Below are 15,441 nucleotides of genomic sequence, written 5' to 3'. Positions count from 1 at the left end.
CCCCCGGGAGTGGGGTGGGATCAGACCGGCGGGGCGACGAAGACACCGCGGTCGGGCTCGTTGAACGACTCCTTGGCGACCAGTTCGTTCATCGGGTTGGCGGTGCCCCACTGGTCGGTGACTTCGGGCTGGGAGAAGTCGTAGACGTGCGGGTGCCAGGTGTCCTCGTCCAGCAGCTCCAGCTCCGTCGTGTACTCGACGGTGTTGCCGTGCGGGTCGAGGAAGTAGGTGAAGGTGTTGTCGCCGGCCATGTGCCGGCCGGGCCCCCAGACCTTCTGGTGACCGGCCCGGATGACGCGGCCTGAGCCGCGCATGTACTCGTCGAGGCCGCGCATCTCGAAGGAGACGTGGTGCAGGGCGGTGTGCGGGCCCTGGGCGATGGCCATGGAGTGGTGCTGGTTGGAGATCCGCATGAAGTGCATGACCTCGCCCATGTGCGGCGAGCTGAGCGTGTCGGAGAGCCGGAAGCCGAGGTGACGCTCGTACCACTCCCGGGTCCGGTTGAGATCAGGGGAGTTGAGGACGACGTGGGACAGCTTGACCGGGATCGACTCCTTCTCCTCGATCTTGCGGTGCCGGCGGACCTCGACGTCGGCGGAGACCTCGATGGTGCGTCCGTCGACGTCGAAGAAGCGGAAGCCGTAGCCGCCGCCGGGGGTGTCGACCTTGCCCGGCTGGGATATCAACTGCACGCCGTAGGCGAGGAGTTGTTCGGCGAGTGTGTCGACGTCCTCGTGGGATGCCGCGCCGTAGGACACCAGGTCCAGGCGCTTTTCGTCGGCCTTGCGCAGCCGGACGACGTAACTCTCGGGGGAGCCCTCGGCGGCGAGGAAGGAGATGCCGGAGTCCTCGGCGACCTTGGTCAGGCCCCAGACACCGGCGTAGAAGTCGAGCTGCTTGTCGTAGTCGGGCACGGCGAGATCGACGTGCCGCAGGTGGGTGAGCAGACGTGCGCTCATGACGGGATCCTCCTCAGTCGAGGGTGAGGTTGAGCAGTGCGGCGGCATTGCCGCCGCACACGGCGTCGAAGTCGGCTTCGGACAGCCGGGCGGCGCGCAGCGCGCCGACGGGGTCCTCGGTTCCCATGTCGAACGGGTAGTCCGATCCGAGGCAGACACGGTCGGGACCGGCCACGCGAACCAGTTCCGCAAGGACGTGCGGGTCGTGGACGAGGGAGTCGAAGTACAGGCGCTTGAGATAGCTGCTGGGCAGGTGGGCGCAGCCCGCGCCGGCGTCGGAACGGGTGGACCAGGCGTGGTCGGCACGGCCGATGTGGGTGGGCAGGTAGCCACCGCCGTGTGCGGCGATCACCTTCAGACCGGGGTGGCGGTCCAGGACGCCGGAGAAGATCAGGTGGGAGAGAGCGACGGCGTTCTCCGTCGGCTGTCCCACGGTGTTGGACAGGTACCACTGGTCGAGCCGTTCGTCGAGCGTGCAGCCGAAGGGGTGCAGGAAGAGGACGGCGCCGCTCTCCTCGGCCCGCGACCAGAGTGGTTCGTAGGCCGGGTCGGACAGCTCACGGCCCGGGGCGTGGCTGGAGATCTCCACTCCGCTCAGCCCTTGTTCCAGGGCATGGTCGAGGGCACGCACCGCGAGCCGCGGGTGCTGGAGAGGTACGAGGCCGAGTCCGCGCAACCGGTCGGGGGTGGCCGAGCAATGCGCCGCCGTCGCCTCGCCCGCGAGCCGGTATATCTTCTCGGCCGTCTTCTCGTCCGCCCAGTAGTGGTAGTGCGAGGGGGACGGGCTGACGAGCTGGACGTCCACGCCCTGCCCGTCCATCGCGGCCAGCCGCACGGCGGGGTCGGTCAGCCGGGGGATGTGCTCACGCACCATCGGCCCGTTGACGGCCAGGGTCGCCGGGCCGTTGCGCCGGGCGTCCAGTGCCCTTGCCCTGGCCAGGCCCGGCAGGCCGTCCACCAGTGCTTCGATCTCGGGCAGCAGGACGTGGGCGTGCACGTCGACGGTGAGCACGGTCACGGCAGCTCCCGCAGCATCGTCATGGTCCGGGCCATCAGACCGGGAACGTCCGCGTCTTCGACGCCGTCGAGCTGCCACTGCCCGAGCTGCACGGACGCCTCCACCACCGGACGGACGCGGGCGATACGCCGCTCGTAGTACGCCTGGAACAGCGCGTCGTCCCAGCTCTGCGTGGCTGTCAGCAACTGGGCGAGCACCCACCCGTCCTCCAGGGACAGAGCCGCGCCCTGCGCGAGGGTGGGCGGACAGCAGTGCGCGGCGTCGCCGATCAGCACCACGCGGCCGCGGTGCCAGGAGCCCTCGACCAGCAGCCGGTCGAACCACGTGTAGTTGACCTTCGCCGGGTCGGTGATGTGCTGCGTGATCTCCTGCCAGAAGCCGCCGTAGGCGCAGGCGAAGCGGCGCATCTCGTCGGCATACGTTGTCGGCGGGATCGAGGCACGGTCGCGGTTGTCCTCGACGACGTACGCGTAGAGGGTGCTGTCGCTGGTGGGGCTGTAGCCCGCGATGTAGGCGGGGCCGCCGTAGGCGAGGTCGGTGCGGGTGACACCGGCGGGGCGCGGGGCGGCGATGCGCCAGATGGCCATGCCGGTCGGTTCCGGCGTGTCGGTGATGCCGATCGCCGCGCGGGTCGAGGAACCGAGTCCGTCGGCGGCGATCACCAGGTCGTAACGGCCCTCGGAACCGTCGGAGAAGCGTATGGAGACCCCGTTCGCGTCCTGGTCGAGGATCTGGGCGGTCGTGCCCAGGCGTACCGAGGCGCCGCTCGCGCGCACGGCGTCGATGAGGATCTGCTGGAGCTGGGGACGCTGCATGCCGAGCGTGGCGGGCAGGTCGTCACCGCCGGTGCGGATGTCCCGGGCGACGTACAGCACGGTGCCGTCGGGGGCGGTGATGCCGACCGAGCCGTAACCGAAGCCGAACGCCTGAACCTGCTTCCACACCCCGAGTTCCCGCAGGACGCGCAGGGCGTTGCCCTGGAGGGTGATGCCGGAGCCTGCGGTGGCGTTCCAGTCATCCATCGCCTCGATCAGATCCACCACGAATCCGCCGCGACGCAGAAGGACGGTGACGGCGTTGCCGGCTGCACCACCGCCGATCACCAGGACCGTACGGACTTTGCTCATAGAGGTAACTCCCTTGTTCTGCCGGTTACTTGACGGCGATCGGGTTGACCGGGGAGCCGACGGCTCCGGTGATCGGCAGGGGGGCGGCGGTGAGCCAGAAGTCGTGCACGCCGTCCGCGGCGCAGTCCTCGGCGAGCGCGTCCAAATCCCACATCTCGCCGATGAGCAGACCGAGGTGCGGGATGGCGACCTGGTGCAGCGGCTGGAAGGCGGGCTCGAACTCGTTCGGCCTGACCTCGAAGCCCCAGGTGTCGGTGGCGAGCGCGGCGATTTCGGTGCCGTGCAGCCAGCCGGCCGTGGTGAAGGACAAGCCGGGCGAGTCGCCGCCCGCGTAGTCACCCCAGCCCTCACGCCGGACCCGGGTCAGCCGGCCGGTGCGCACGAGCACGATGTCGCCGCGGCCCACTGTCACCCCGTGAGCCGCGGCCGTCGCCGTCAGGTGCTCCTCGGTGATGGCGAAGCCGTCGGGCAGCTCGCCGCTGTCGCCGATGACACGGCCCACATCCAGCAGCACACCGCGCCCGGCGACGTGCGGAGCCATGTGCTCGATGCCGGTGACCAGGTCGCCCTCGGAGGTGACGACCTTCTCCGCGGGGCGCCCGTTCCACGCCTTGCCGTGGTCGAAGATGTGGCCGAGCCCGTCCCACTGCGTGGAGCACTGCAGCGGCATCGCGATCACGTCGTCGGCGCCGCCCATGCCGTGCGGGAAGGGCTGGTGGCCCAGGGCCGCGTCCATGCCGGTGTCCAGCATCGTGTGCACCGGGTTGGTGCGTCGACGCCAGCCCCTCTGCGGGCCGTTCATGTCGAAGGACTGAGCGAGCGAGAAACTGACACCCCGCCGGATGAGAGCCGCGCCCTCGCGGCGTTTGGCCTCGTCGAGGAAGTTCAGCGTGCCGAGCACGTCGTCCTCGCCCCAACGCCCCCAGTTGGAAAAGGCCTTGGCCGCTTCGGCGATTGCGGCCTCAGGGTTGTGGCGGTCCAGGGTCACGGCGCAACCTCCGCCACACAGCGGGTGCGCTGCACACCGAGCCCGGTGACCGAGCCTTCCATGACGTCGCCGTCGCGCAACAGCCGGCCCCAGTGCATGCCGTTGCCGGCCGGGCTTCCGGTGAGCACCAGGTCGCCGGGCAGGAGCTGTGCGGTCTGCGAGGCGTACGCCACCATGCGCGCGACCTTGAAGATCATGTCCTTGGTGGACTCGTCCTGCATGGTCTCGCCGTTGAGCTTGAGAGTGACCTGCAGGTCGTCGGGGTGCGCGATCGACTCGGCCGGGACGACCCACGGGCCGAGCGGGGTGAACCCCGGGGCGTTCTTGCTGCGCAGCCAGTCCGTGCCGATCTGCGGCATGTCCCGGCGGAAGACGGTGGCCCGGTCGGTCACGTCGTTGGCGATGGTGTACCCGGCGATGTACTCGGGTGCCTCCTCCACCGATACCTGATAGGCGGCCCGGCCGATGACGACCGCCAACTCCAGCTCCCAGTCCGGCTGTTCGGCCCAGGCAGGCAGGATGACGTCGTCGTGCGGTCCGGTGATCGCGCTCGGCAGTCCGATGAAGACATACGGCAGATCCTCCGCGGCCCGCCGATCCATGAGCTCCGCCGCCTCCGCGCGGCGCTCCTCCTCAGGGCGGTCGTCGCCGGGGGCGCGATGGGCTACGTGCAGGTCGATCACGTGCTGCCGGTAGTTCGCGCCCGACTGGAAAACCTGCCGCGGCACGACGGGCGCGTGCACGCGAAGGTCCGCAAGGGGCGTGCGGGGCAGGGCGGGATCGGCCGCCAGTGCGCGCAGTTGCGGCAGGGCCGCCTCCCAACGGTCCAGTACGTCCAGCGCGGTCAGCCGCTCGTCGCCGAAGGCGTGCCGCAGGTCGAGTGCCTGGCCGTCGGGCGTAACCAGGGAAGGAAAGGCCGGCCCGTCCGGAGCCGAGAGCGTGGCGAGGGCGAACGGTCCGGCGAAGAGCGCGGACGCGGGTTCAGGTTTCACGGACATGTCCTCCCGATTGCGGTGCGACTAATCTGGACCCCGCATCCACAATCAGGGAAATAGATCCTATGGATGATCGCTATCCATGCGATTTATTCTTGCTGGTAGTCGTCCCGAACTGCTCAAGGGGAAGTCCGTGAATCTGGCCCGCCTCGACCTCAACCTCGTCGTCGCGCTGCGCGCGCTGCTCGAAGAGCGCAACGTCACCCGAGCCGGCCAGCGAGTCGGGCTGAGCCAGCCCGCCATGAGCGCGGCCCTGGCCCGGCTGCGCCGCCACTTCGACGACGACCTGCTCGCCCGCGTCGGCGGCCACTACGAACTCACCGCCCTCGGCCAAGTCCTGCTCGACCGCACCTCCACGGCCTATGACGTGCTGGAACGCCTCTTCACCAGCCAGGCCGACTTCGACCCGGCCAAGGAGACCCGCGAGTTCAAGCTGATCGCGTCGGACTACGCCGTCGCCGTCTTCGGCACCGAACTCGCCCGCGTCGTGCACAAGGAGGCGCCCGGCATCCGGCTGCGCTTCTCCCAGACCCCGCCCACCGTGGTCGACGACACCGCCGCAATGCTCAGTGCCACCGACGGCCTGCTCATGCCGCACGGCATCATCAGCGACTTCCCCGCCACCGACCTCTACGACGACCGCTGGGTGTTTCTCGTCGCCGACGATCACCCGAGCGTCGAGGACCGCCTCACGACGGAGGACCTGTCCCGGTTGCCCTGGGTCACCTACCAGCGAACGTACGACGCCCCCGCGGTACGCCAGCTCGGCATGCTCGGCATCGAACCGCGCGTGGAGGTATCCGTCGACAGCTTCCAGCTACTGCCCCTGATGGTCGCAGGCACGCGGCGGATCGCTCTGGTGCAGGCCCGTCTCGCCCGCCTGATGGCGCCGCTCGCCGCCGTGCGAGTGGTTCAGCCGCCGTACGAGGCCGTTCCGCTGCGGGAGGCACTGTGGTGGCACCCGGTGCACACCCACGACGCCGCCCACATCTGGCTGCGCGAGACGGCCACGCGGGTCGGCAGACGACTGGCGGACCGGCCCTAGGAGGACGGCGTCCCGGCCCCCGGTGCAACGAGCCAAGCGTCGGGAAAGCCGAAATTCACCTGTCGGACCCGGGACTGGACTCGGTCAGGTGAGTGGTCAGCGCGGCCCGAAGGGCCACGTGGTAAAGCTGAGCGTCTGGCCACCGAAGGGGCCGGTGACGCCACAGCAGCTTCGGTATCGATCGGATCAATCGGGTGAGCACGTGCAGCTGCGGAGTTTGGATCTGAATCTGCTCATGGCTCTTGACGCGCTGTTGCGAGAGCGCAGCGTGAGCAGGGCCGCGCAGGAGATGGGGGTGGGGCAGCCTGCGATGTCGGCGTCCTTGGCGCGACTGCGACGGCATTTCGGTGATGAACTGCTGGCCCGTGCGGGCAATCAGTACATGCTGACGCCGCTGGCAGCGGAACTGCGGGAACGTACCTGGATGGCGCTCGCTGGGGTCGAGCGGGTGTTTGGTATGCAGCGGGAGTTCGATCCGGCGTCCTTGACCCGAGAGTTCTCCCTGATGGTCAGTGACTACGGCGAGGCGGTGCTCGCTACGGCGGTGGCCGACCGGCTTGCTCGGCAGGCGCCTCGGGCGCGAGTGCGGTTGCTCGGCAACGTCGTGCAGCCGTTGGACCGAGCCGATGCGAGGATGCTGAGCACCGACCTCGTCATCATGCCGCATGGTCTTGTCACCGATCTTCACTCTCGGGACCTCTACCAGGATGAGTGGGTCTGCCTGGTGGCGGCCGCCAACGAGGCTGTCGGTCAGGCCCTGACCGTCGAGCACCTGCGGTCACTGCCCTGGGTGGCCACCTTTCACAGTTCGGTCGGCACTACCCACGGCATGGCAGAGTTGCGGCTCAAGGGCGTCGAACCGTACGTCCAGGTGGTCACCGACCATTTCCTCACCGTGCCCGGGCACGTGGCCGGCAGTGAGAGGATCGCGCTGCTGCAGAGGCGGCTCGTGAACTTGCTGCCGCACCGGGAGGACGTGCGGGTGCTGCCCTGCCCGGTCGAGGCCGGCCCATTGACCGTTGCGATGTGGTGGCACCCCGTATACGACGACGACCCGGTGCACGCGTGGTTTCGCGATGTCGTCCTGCACGCTGCACAGGAAGCAAGCGGCCAGTAGCGGTGAGACGTCGGAATATCGATCCGATCGATGAGCCCCATCGCCAATCGTGTCTTCCCCGCAAACCAAGATCCTTTTTACAGTGCTGTCATCCCCCCAACGGTGACCCTCAAGGAGGATCGATGACGATTCCCCATTTCGTTGACCCGAACTGTCGCCCCGGAGCGCAGCGATGAGCGCCGTGCGGAAGGTCCTCGTCCAGGGTGGTGGCATCGGAGGACTGACACTGGCTGCGGCACTGGCCCAGCGAGGGATCGAAGTCGACGTCGCGGAGGCTACCGGCTCCGCGTCGGTGCTCGGTGTCGGGCTCAACCAGCCCAACAACGCGCTGGCCGCGCTTGAGGAGATCGGCGTCCGCGGCAGCTGCCTGGAATCCGGGTTCCAGTTCGAGCCGCTGGGCATCTGGAACACCGCAGGTGCCGAGGTAGCCACCATCCCTCCTCCGGAGGGGCGTTATGGCCAACCGTCGAACAACGGGATCGCCAGACCGCTGTACACGAGCATCCTGCGAGCGGCGGCCGAGAAGGCCGGTGCCAACATCATCACTGGTGTCACCATCTGGGAAATGACCGAAGACCACGACGGCATCGATGTCGAGCTGGCGACCTGGACCGGCAAGCGCACCCCAGCGCTGCGCCAGGACGGCGCGGCGAGCAGTCGTTACGACGTGGTCGTGGGTTTCGACGGCCTCCGTTCCCGGGTTCGTGAGCACTTGTTCGCGGACGCCTACACGCCGACGTTCACCGGGTTCGCCTGTTGGCGGATCAGGATGCCCCGGTCGGCTGACCTCACCCAGGTCGTCTTCGTCATGGGCAAAGACGTGAAGGCCGTCCTGACGCCCATCAGTGACGACGAGATGTACATCGCACTGGTCACTCCGGAACCGGGCAACCCGCGTCACGACCCAGTGGATTTCGTCCGCCTGGTGCACGAGCGTATGCGTGACTTCACCGGGCCCTTGGCCGAGCTGCGCGACTCCATTACCGACGCCGGCCAGATCAATTACACGCCGCTGGAGCACGTCACGGTCCGCGAACCGTGGTTTCGCGGTCGGATCGCGATCGCCGGCGACGCCGCCCACACCAGCCCTCCGCATCTGGCCCAGGGTGCGGCCATGGCGGTTGAGGACGCTGTCACCCTCGCCGCCGCGTTGGCGGAGCACTCCGCGGTACCTGCGGCTCTGGACGCGTGGTTTGCCCGGCGTCGGGACCGTGCTCTGTTTGTCGCCGACATGTCCCTGGCCCTGCTCAAGCAGGAGATGGGGCGCGAAATGGCGCCCGATGAAGGGCAACTGGTGAAGCTCGGCATTCCGGGAGCATTGACCCGACTCGCTCAGGAGGCCTACTGACATGTGTGCCTACGTCCTGCCTGACGGTGAAAGCGGTCCGGCCCCCTCACTGAGGTTCCCGCTCCGCGACCTGCCGACGACGAGGTTCCGGTAAGGGTGACGGCCTCGTCGGTGAACCCGCACGAAGCCATGGTCGCCAACGGGTCAGCCGCCCGTTACATGACCTACCACTTCCCCGTCGTACTCGGCAGCGATCTGTGCGGCACCATCGATGCCCTCGGCGCCAACGTCACCGACCTCGCTGTCGGGCAACGGGCCTTCGGACTGGTCCGCGAGCGCGTGGCCGCCCGTGGTTCCTTTGCGCAGTTGGCGGCAGTGCCGCGCGAGTGGGGTGGTGCCGACGCCCGACAACCTGGACGACGTATCGGCCGGCGGCCTGGGCCTGGCGGCCTTGACCGCCCTGCGATGCGTGGAGGCCCCGCCCTGGAGGTGTGGGTGCTGAACCCGGGCGCGGTGGGCTGTCGAGGGTGACGCCGCCGAACCAGCCGAGGACGGTGGAGAGCGTACCGGGAAAGTCAATACCGGCGGCGGAGCGTACGGTGCCGCGGGTGCCGTCGCAGCCGACGAGGTAAGCCGCCTGTATCTCGTACGCCCCCTTCGGCCCCGCCACCTGCACGGTCACCGACTCGGCGGTCCCTGTGAACCCGGTGACACGATGCCCGCGGGTGATCGTGCCCCCCAGCCTGAGCGCGTGCTCCTGAAGCAGGGTCTCGGTGCGCCCCTGAGGCAGGGCGAGGGAGTACGGGAAGGGAGTGTCCAGGTCCCGGAATTCGAGCCGCTCCTCGAGCGCGGCGAAGTGGCCGCTCGGGATCGGCAGGCCCTCGGCGAGGAACGGTTTGTGCGCTCCTCGGGATGCCAGGACCTCGATGGTGCGGGGGTGGATGGAGAGCGCCTTGGAGCGCTCATCGACCTTTGTGCGCTCCTCGACGACGGTGACGGGGATCCCGCTTGACCGCGGTTCCGCAGCGAGCCATAACCCGACAGGGCCTCCTCCGGCAATGACGACGTGCTGTTCTTCCACGAACCCGCCCCTTCTCGGTCGGTGACAGACCAACCCGGTGAGGGTTGCGGGCCTGTGCGGTGGGCGATCTTCACGCGGACGCTGTCGATGCGGTAGTGGTCGGCGAGTTCACCGGCTGTCACACCTTCACCACCAGCGGGGTTCCGGAAGCTTCGGAACACGGCGGCTGGGTGCAGGGGCGGAGCCGTCCTGGCGGCCCTGGAAGACCTCCCTGAACCACGGCATGACTGTCGCCGCCAGTGAGGCGTCGGTGGTCGCCTGCACCAACTGCAGCACTTCGGCGGCCACGTTGAGGTCCTCGGGGGTCAGTTCTTCTCCGTCGCGCATGCGGACCAGAGCGTCCCTGAACGCCGCGACGAGACGTGCCGTGCGGGGGTCGAGTGGTACCGGGGCGAGGTCTGACGCGTCGTTGGTCGCGGTCATGGAAGTTCTCTCCTCGAGAGTGAGATCCCTGAGGGCGGACATCAGCCGGCGGGAATACGTCGGGATCAGGCCCGGGGTGAGGCCAGACGGTTCTGGTCTTCAGGCTGTGTTCGGTCCTGTCGGCGGGGCGAGTTCCTTGCGGACGGCGGGTGCGACCTCGGTGGCGAGGAGTTCGATGGACCGGTGGACCATCGAGGCGGGCATGCCGCCGAAGTCGATCTGGCCGAGGAAGCGGTCGAGGCCGAACAGTTCGTGCTCGGTGAGGATCTTGTCGATGACCTTCTGGGGGCTGCCGGCCACCAGTGCGCCGTACGGGCTGGAGACGGCGTCGAAGTCGGCGCGGGAGACGTGCCAGCCGCGACCCGTGGGCTGCTTGGGGCGCAGGTACTCCCGGTAGTACGGAAAGAGGTCATCGCGCGCCCTGGGAGGTGGCACCGGCGTAGAAGTGTGTGGAGACGGCGAGCCGGAGCCGGTCGGCCTGGTGGCCGGCTCCGGTACCGACGGCCCGGTAGTGCTCGACGGCCGCGCGGGCACGGCGGATGTCCCCGCCGATCAGGCCCAGCGTCATGGGCAGCCCGAGATACCCGGCACGCTCCGCGCTGGCAGGAGTGCCGCCGACGCCGAGCCACAGAGGCAGTCGGGGCTGCTGGGGGCGAGGTGGGACCGGGAGGCCGCCCAGAGCCGGGCGGAACCGTCCGTGCCAGGTGACGTGCTCGGAGTTGTCGCGGATGGCGAGCAGCAGCCGCAGTTTCTCCGCGAACACCTCGTCGTAGTCGTCCAGGCCGACGCCGAAGAGGCGGAACGCTTCAGTGAAGGCGCTGCGCCCGGCGATGATCTCGGCGCGGCCGTTGCTGAGCAGGTCGAGGGGGGGCGAAGTCCTGGTGGAGGCGGACCGGGTCGGCGGTGGACAGCACGGACACCGCGCTGGTCAGGCGGATGCGGCTGGTGGCCTGGGCGATCGCGGCCAGTGGCACGGCGGGGTTGGCGACGGCGAAGTCCGGGCTGTGGTGCTCGCCGAGGCCGAAGACGTCCAGGCCCGCCTGGTCGGCGGCGATGGCGTAGGACACGATCTCGCGAGTGCGGCGCCCGGCGTCGTGCAGAGCGCTCGTGGTGGCGTCGGTCTGCAGGTCGGACAGAGAGAGGATGCCGAGTTCCACCGACAACTCCTTTGCACGATACGGAAGTTGGACTGAAGGGGGAGTGGGCCGGATGCCACGAGGAACGGTGGCCGAAACGGCCCCACAGGAAGGTCACGGCCAGCATCATGGTCACCGCGAGGCCGGTGGCTGCCAGCATCATGATCACCGCGAGGCCGGTGGCGGTCAGCGGCGTGAGCACGGCCCTGATGTCCACGGAGCGCGGGAGGCCCGGCCCGAGGACGGGGCGAACTCGGTGACGCCGAACTCACACCACCGGGGCCGCGCCATCGCTCACCACCCACGGCCGTTGGGGCCGAGACCGTGACTGCCTGCGGGCTTGGTGGTCTTCAGGCCGCTGCCGGCCGCGAATGCCGCGGCCGGCAGCGGCCTGCACGATCTACAGGAATACGCTCACCGGAGCGGATGCCTTCTCCTTGGCCGCGACGCGGCAGGGCATGCCACACCGCGCCGCGATCAAGGGTCGGCGCGGGAGCCGACGCGGCCTCAGCCCCTGTAGACGATCTCGCCCTGGTCACGCTTGGTAGTGTGCAGCTCCCAGTAGACGGAGGAAACCGCCTCGGGCGTGGCCGCCTTGAGCGTGGGGTCGATCGAGACGCCGCCGAGCGCCACGTCGATGGCGATGTGGGCCGCCTGGATGCCGGTGCCGTCCAGTTCCTTGTGCAGGTTGACCACCCAGTTGCGCAGCGCCGCGGCGGCGGCGTTGACGTTGCCGACCATCGGCAGCGGGTCGAGCGAGCCGGCGCCGGTGGTGTAGAGCAGGGTGCCCGCGCCGGCCTCGCGCATCGCGGGCAGCACCGCCTTGGTGGCGGCCATGGCCCCGTACAGCTGGACCTCGATCTCGCGCTGGATGTGGGAGGGGTCGCTCTCGGCCGGAGTGGCCAGCACGGTGGATTCCATGGCGAGCGGGGAGTACTCCAGGACGTCGATGCCGCCGAACCGGGTGGCGGCGTCCTTGAGCGCCTGGGTGAGCGCGTCATGGTCGAGTACGTCCGCGGGGAACGCGGCGGCGGTGATGCCTTCGGCGCCGAGCGTGCCGACGAGACCGTCGAGCTTCTCGCGGTTGCGGGAGATCAGGGCGACGTCGAAGCCCTGGGAGCCGAAGGTGCGGGCGATGGCCAGGCCCATACCGGGGCCGGCTCCAATGATGGCGATGCTGGTCACAGCGATCCTTTCGTAAGACTCGGTAGGGAGCGGGGGAGCGGCAGCAATCGGATAGGCCTCTCCGATTACAGAACCGGATAGGCCTCTCCGGCTCGCTGGAGCGAGACTAGCACTAAAAGTGGATAGGTCAATCCGATTGCTAGACTGGCGGGCATGACCCCTGGCTCCCAGCACCCCGACGACACCGCCGCCCAGCCGCTGCGCAGCGACGCCAAGCGCAACCGGGGGCGGATCATCGCTGCGGCCCGCAGGGTGTTCGCCCGCGACGGCCTGAACGCCTCCATGGCGTCCGTGGCCCGCGAGGCAGGTGTCGGCATCGCCACCATGTTCCGCCGCTTCCCCACCAAGGAAGAGCTGGTCGCCGCCGTCTTCGCCGACCGCATGGACGCCTATGCCGACGCGGTCGCCGTCGCCCTCGAGGACCCCGACCCCTGGCACGGTTTCGTCGGCTACATCGAGACCGCCTGCGCGATGCAGGCCGCCGACTACGGCTTCGCCGACGTGCTGACCACGTCCTTCCCCACCGCCAAGGCCATGGAGGGGCGCCGCAACGAGGCACTCGAGGGCATGTTGCGGCTCATCAGCCGGGCCAAGGCGGCGGGCCGGCTGCGCGAGGACTTCGACTCCTCGGACATCGTGCTGCTCCACATGGCCAACGCCGGTGTCGTCAACGCCACCGGAGGCGCCGCCCCCGACGCCTGGCGGCGCGTCGTCGCCCTGTTCATCCAGTCCCTCGAAGCCCCGGCCCGCGGCCCCCTGCCGCCGTCGCCCCCACACGACGACCTCCACAAGGCCATGCTCCGTGCCAGTCCCGCCGACCTCACCACGCCCGAATCGGACACGACCGACTGACCTCCGGCCGGTCCCGCCATGCCGGGGCGCAGCGCGGCGGCAACATGCCCGGAAAGGGCGGCCGAGGCGGCACGTCGCGCGGGATGCGGCGCACGCAGATCCGCGGTGCGTGGAGCCCGGCGAGGGCGGAGGTCTCGATGCAGCTGTGCATCGCACGCCACCAGCGTTGCCGCTCTCATCGCTTCGAACAGGAGGCGCCGGTGCTCTCAGCCTTCGCCTCAGCCGGGGCTGCGGCGCGAGGAGGCCGCCGTCCTCGCCGGGGTGAGCACCGAGTGGTACACACGGCTGGAGAAGGGCCGCATCAGCGGAGTGTCCGAGGACGTTCTCGACGCGGTCGCCAAGGTGCTGCAGCTGGACGAGGACGAGCGCACCTACCTGTTCGACCTGGCCCGGGCCGCCCGGCCGGCCCGCCGCACCCCGCCCCGACGCAAGGACGCCGCAGTCCCGCCCAGCATCCAGTGGACGCTCGACTCCATGACGCTGGCCTCCGCCTTCGTGCGCAATGGCCGTCTCGACATCGTCGCCCACAACGCGCTGGCCCGGGCCTTGCACGCACCGATGTTCGACAGCCATACCACCGCCAAGGACGGGCGCCCCAACTTCGCCCGCTACTTCTTCCTCGGCCCCGGCTCCCAGGACGTCTTCGTCGACCGGGAGGCCGGCGTGATCGCCACCGCCGCACTGTTGCGTGCCGAAGCCGGACGGGAGCCGTACGACCGGTCCCTGCGCGAGCTCGTCGGCGAACTGTCCACGCTGAGCTCAGAGTTCCGCGCCATGTGGGCCGCGTACGACGTCCGTATCCGCCATGAGGGCGTCAAGCAGTTGCGGCATCCCGAGGTGGGCCGCCTGGAGCTTTCGTACCGCTCCTTGGACCTGCCCCTGTCCCGCGGCGCGGTGCACGACCTGACCATCTACACCGCCGAACCGGGCACCCTCGCCGAGGACCGGCTCAAACTCCTCGCCGACTGGGCAGCGACACGGCCCCCGGCTACGGAACCCACCCGGCACAAGAGCCGCTGACCAGCCAGCCTTGCGGGCTTGCCAAGGCGCTCGGCCGACGAACGAGCTCACGTTGCCGGCTCGGTAGGGCAGCGCTGCCCGACGCTCCCTCACCCACGCCGGCAGCGTTGGGGAATCCTTCGGCGGAATTGGCGGACCCGACGGGTCAGGGGTGCCGGTTCGGTCGGCGAGCTGGGTGGCGGTCGCCACGGGTGATGCCGACCACTCCCGAAATCGGATAGCTCTATCCAATTTCGGTGCTACGCTGGCCGGGAAATCCGGATCGGCCTATCCGGATCATGAAGTGGATAGGCATATCCAAAAGGCGGGGGTGGTCTGGCTGACGGCATCGGCGAGACCACCCATCGCCCGCCACCTCCCCGCTCCTCTACCAAGGACTACCGTGACCAGCATCGCCATCGTCGGAGCCGGCCCTCAGCTGGGCCTGGCCATCGCCCGCACCTTCGGCTCCCAGGGCTTCGACGTCGCCCTGATCTCCCGCAACCGCGAGAAGCTCGACGGTCTCGTCGGCACACTCACCGCCGAAGGCATCAACGCCGCCGTCTTCGCCGCCGACGTCCTCAACCGCGACGCACTCACTCAGGCGCTCAAGGACGCCACCGCGCAGTTCGGCGGCATCGACGTCCTGGAGTACTCCCCGAACAGCGGACTCGACTCCACCTTCCTGAGCACTCCGGCCGACACGGACCCCTCCCACGTGCAGCAGGAGCTTGAGTTCCAGCTCTACGGAGCCATCGCCGCCACCCAGGCGGTGCTACCGGCGATGCGCGAGGCCGGCACCGGCACCCTGCTGTTCACCACCGGCGCCCGCTCGGCCAACCCCCAGCCGCCGACCGCCAACATCAACGCCGCCGGGGCGGCCCTGCGCAACTGGGCGATCAATCTGCACAAGGAACTGGACGGCACCGGCATTCAGGCCGCCCACATCGGCATCGACGCGACAATCGGCACGCCCACCTTCTACGGACAGCCGAGGGTCACGGCCGACCGGATCTCCCCCTTGTACTGGGAGTTGCACACCACTCACCGCAACCAGCCCGAGCGGATCTTCAGGGCCTGACACCTCACCGGCTGACCAGCACTCCCCCCCATCATCGGAGACACCACCGCCAGGGGAACTCATCGCCGACAGGCACCAGAAGCTCGTCTGTCACACAGGCCACCAGATCTGGTCCCGGCCCTCGACCGCTCGTCCCGCCAGCCCTTC

The 15,441-nt window shown here is 69.1% G+C and carries 16 protein-coding genes and 2 pseudogenes; 7 read left to right on the top strand and 11 right to left on the bottom strand.

Going from position 1 to position 15,441, the window contains the following annotated elements:
• Positions 1 to 20: 20 nt before the first annotated feature.
• From ABZ656_RS16220 to ABZ656_RS16200, 5 genes are read right to left on the bottom strand one after another with little or no spacing between them, the layout of a single operon-like run.
• Positions 21 to 959: a VOC family protein gene (locus ABZ656_RS16220; RefSeq protein ID WP_360268484.1), complete on the bottom strand. Its 939-nt coding sequence runs from the start codon at positions 957 to 959 to the stop codon at positions 21 to 23.
• 13 nt (positions 960 to 972) lie between these two features.
• Complete coding sequence (locus ABZ656_RS16215; RefSeq protein ID WP_360268481.1) at positions 973 to 1,977, bottom strand: amidohydrolase family protein; 1,005 nt, start codon at positions 1,975 to 1,977, stop codon at positions 973 to 975.
• Entirely contained in the window at positions 1,974 to 3,104 is a 1,131-nt protein-coding gene (locus tag ABZ656_RS16210) for an FAD-dependent oxidoreductase (protein WP_360268478.1), read from the bottom strand. Before ABZ656_RS16210 ends, ABZ656_RS16215 begins: the two co-directional genes overlap by 4 nt.
• A 25-nt stretch (positions 3,105 to 3,129) precedes the next feature.
• Positions 3,130 to 4,092, bottom strand: a complete 963-nt coding sequence (locus ABZ656_RS16205) for a cyclase family protein (RefSeq protein WP_360268475.1) — start codon at positions 4,090 to 4,092, stop codon at positions 3,130 to 3,132.
• A complete protein-coding gene (locus tag ABZ656_RS16200; protein WP_360268472.1) occupies positions 4,089 to 5,090 on the bottom strand; it encodes a fumarylacetoacetate hydrolase family protein in 1,002 nt (333 codons plus the stop codon). The genes ABZ656_RS16205 and ABZ656_RS16200 overlap by 4 nt, the downstream gene beginning before the upstream one ends.
• A gap of 130 nt (positions 5,091 to 5,220) precedes the next feature.
• Between ABZ656_RS16200 and ABZ656_RS16195 the strand changes: the two genes are divergently transcribed.
• The 4 genes and pseudogenes from ABZ656_RS16195 to ABZ656_RS16180 all read left to right on the top strand — a co-directional run.
• Complete coding sequence (locus ABZ656_RS16195; protein ID WP_101402744.1) at positions 5,221 to 6,132, top strand: LysR family transcriptional regulator; 912 nt, start codon at positions 5,221 to 5,223, stop codon at positions 6,130 to 6,132.
• An 88-nt stretch (positions 6,133 to 6,220) separates the two neighbouring features.
• Positions 6,221 to 7,249, top strand: a complete 1,029-nt coding sequence (locus ABZ656_RS16190; RefSeq protein WP_360268468.1) for a LysR family transcriptional regulator — start codon at positions 6,221 to 6,223, stop codon at positions 7,247 to 7,249.
• Positions 7,250 to 7,421: 172 nt separating this feature from the next.
• Entirely contained in the window at positions 7,422 to 8,597 is a 1,176-nt protein-coding gene (locus ABZ656_RS16185) for an FAD-dependent monooxygenase (RefSeq protein WP_101402746.1), read from the top strand.
• Positions 8,598 to 8,687: 90 nt separating this feature from the next.
• A pseudogene (locus ABZ656_RS16180) lies at positions 8,688 to 9,068 on the top strand (alcohol dehydrogenase catalytic domain-containing protein); the annotation flags it as partial.
• Here ABZ656_RS16180 and ABZ656_RS16175 read toward each other — a convergent pair.
• From ABZ656_RS16175 to ABZ656_RS16150, 6 genes and pseudogenes are all read right to left on the bottom strand, one after another.
• A pseudogene (locus ABZ656_RS16175) lies at positions 9,046 to 9,618 on the bottom strand (FAD-dependent monooxygenase); the annotation flags it as partial. The pseudogenes ABZ656_RS16180 and ABZ656_RS16175 overlap by 23 nt on opposite strands.
• Positions 9,619 to 9,744: 126 nt before the next feature.
• Positions 9,745 to 10,041, bottom strand: a complete 297-nt coding sequence (locus ABZ656_RS16170; RefSeq protein WP_360268464.1) for a hypothetical protein — start codon at positions 10,039 to 10,041, stop codon at positions 9,745 to 9,747.
• A 99-nt stretch (positions 10,042 to 10,140) separates the two neighbouring features.
• Positions 10,141 to 10,476 carry a hypothetical protein gene (locus ABZ656_RS16165; protein ID WP_360268461.1) on the bottom strand — a complete coding sequence of 112 codons (336 nt, stop codon included), beginning with the start codon at positions 10,474 to 10,476 and terminating at the stop codon, positions 10,141 to 10,143.
• Positions 10,451 to 10,873 carry an LLM class flavin-dependent oxidoreductase gene (locus ABZ656_RS16160; RefSeq protein WP_360268545.1) on the bottom strand — a complete coding sequence of 141 codons (423 nt, stop codon included), beginning with the start codon at positions 10,871 to 10,873 and terminating at the stop codon, positions 10,451 to 10,453. The genes ABZ656_RS16165 and ABZ656_RS16160 overlap by 26 nt, the downstream gene beginning before the upstream one ends.
• Positions 10,848 to 11,198, bottom strand: coding sequence for an LLM class flavin-dependent oxidoreductase (locus ABZ656_RS16155; protein WP_360268458.1), 351 nt, complete (start codon positions 11,196 to 11,198; stop codon positions 10,848 to 10,850). Before ABZ656_RS16155 ends, ABZ656_RS16160 begins: the two co-directional genes overlap by 26 nt.
• Positions 11,199 to 11,684: 486 nt before the next feature.
• Entirely contained in the window at positions 11,685 to 12,362 is a 678-nt protein-coding gene (locus tag ABZ656_RS16150) for an SDR family NAD(P)-dependent oxidoreductase (protein WP_360268455.1), read from the bottom strand.
• Between the two features lie 153 nt (positions 12,363 to 12,515).
• Here ABZ656_RS16150 and ABZ656_RS16145 point away from each other — a divergent pair, with 153 nt between their 5' ends.
• From ABZ656_RS16145 to ABZ656_RS16135, 3 genes are all read left to right on the top strand, one after another.
• The gene (locus ABZ656_RS16145; protein WP_360268452.1) at positions 12,516 to 13,214 is read left to right on the top strand and encodes a helix-turn-helix domain-containing protein; all 699 of its coding nucleotides are present in this window, start codon (positions 12,516 to 12,518) and stop codon (positions 13,212 to 13,214) included.
• Between the two features lie 18 nt (positions 13,215 to 13,232).
• Positions 13,233 to 14,234 (top strand): helix-turn-helix transcriptional regulator, encoded by a 1,002-nt coding sequence (locus ABZ656_RS16140; RefSeq protein ID WP_360268449.1) that lies wholly within the window; start codon positions 13,233 to 13,235, stop codon positions 14,232 to 14,234.
• A 382-nt stretch (positions 14,235 to 14,616) separates the two neighbouring features.
• A complete protein-coding gene (locus tag ABZ656_RS16135) occupies positions 14,617 to 15,294 on the top strand; it encodes an SDR family NAD(P)-dependent oxidoreductase (protein WP_360268446.1) in 678 nt (225 codons plus the stop codon).
• The last annotated feature ends 147 nt before the right edge of the window (positions 15,295 to 15,441 follow it).

It is taken from the genome of Streptomyces sp. NPDC007095 (assembly GCF_040634475.1).
Lineage (GTDB): Bacteria > Actinomycetota > Actinomycetes > Streptomycetales > Streptomycetaceae > Streptomyces.
Note: the sequence above shows the minus strand (reverse complement) of the source record. Positions and strands in the feature narration are given on the sequence as shown.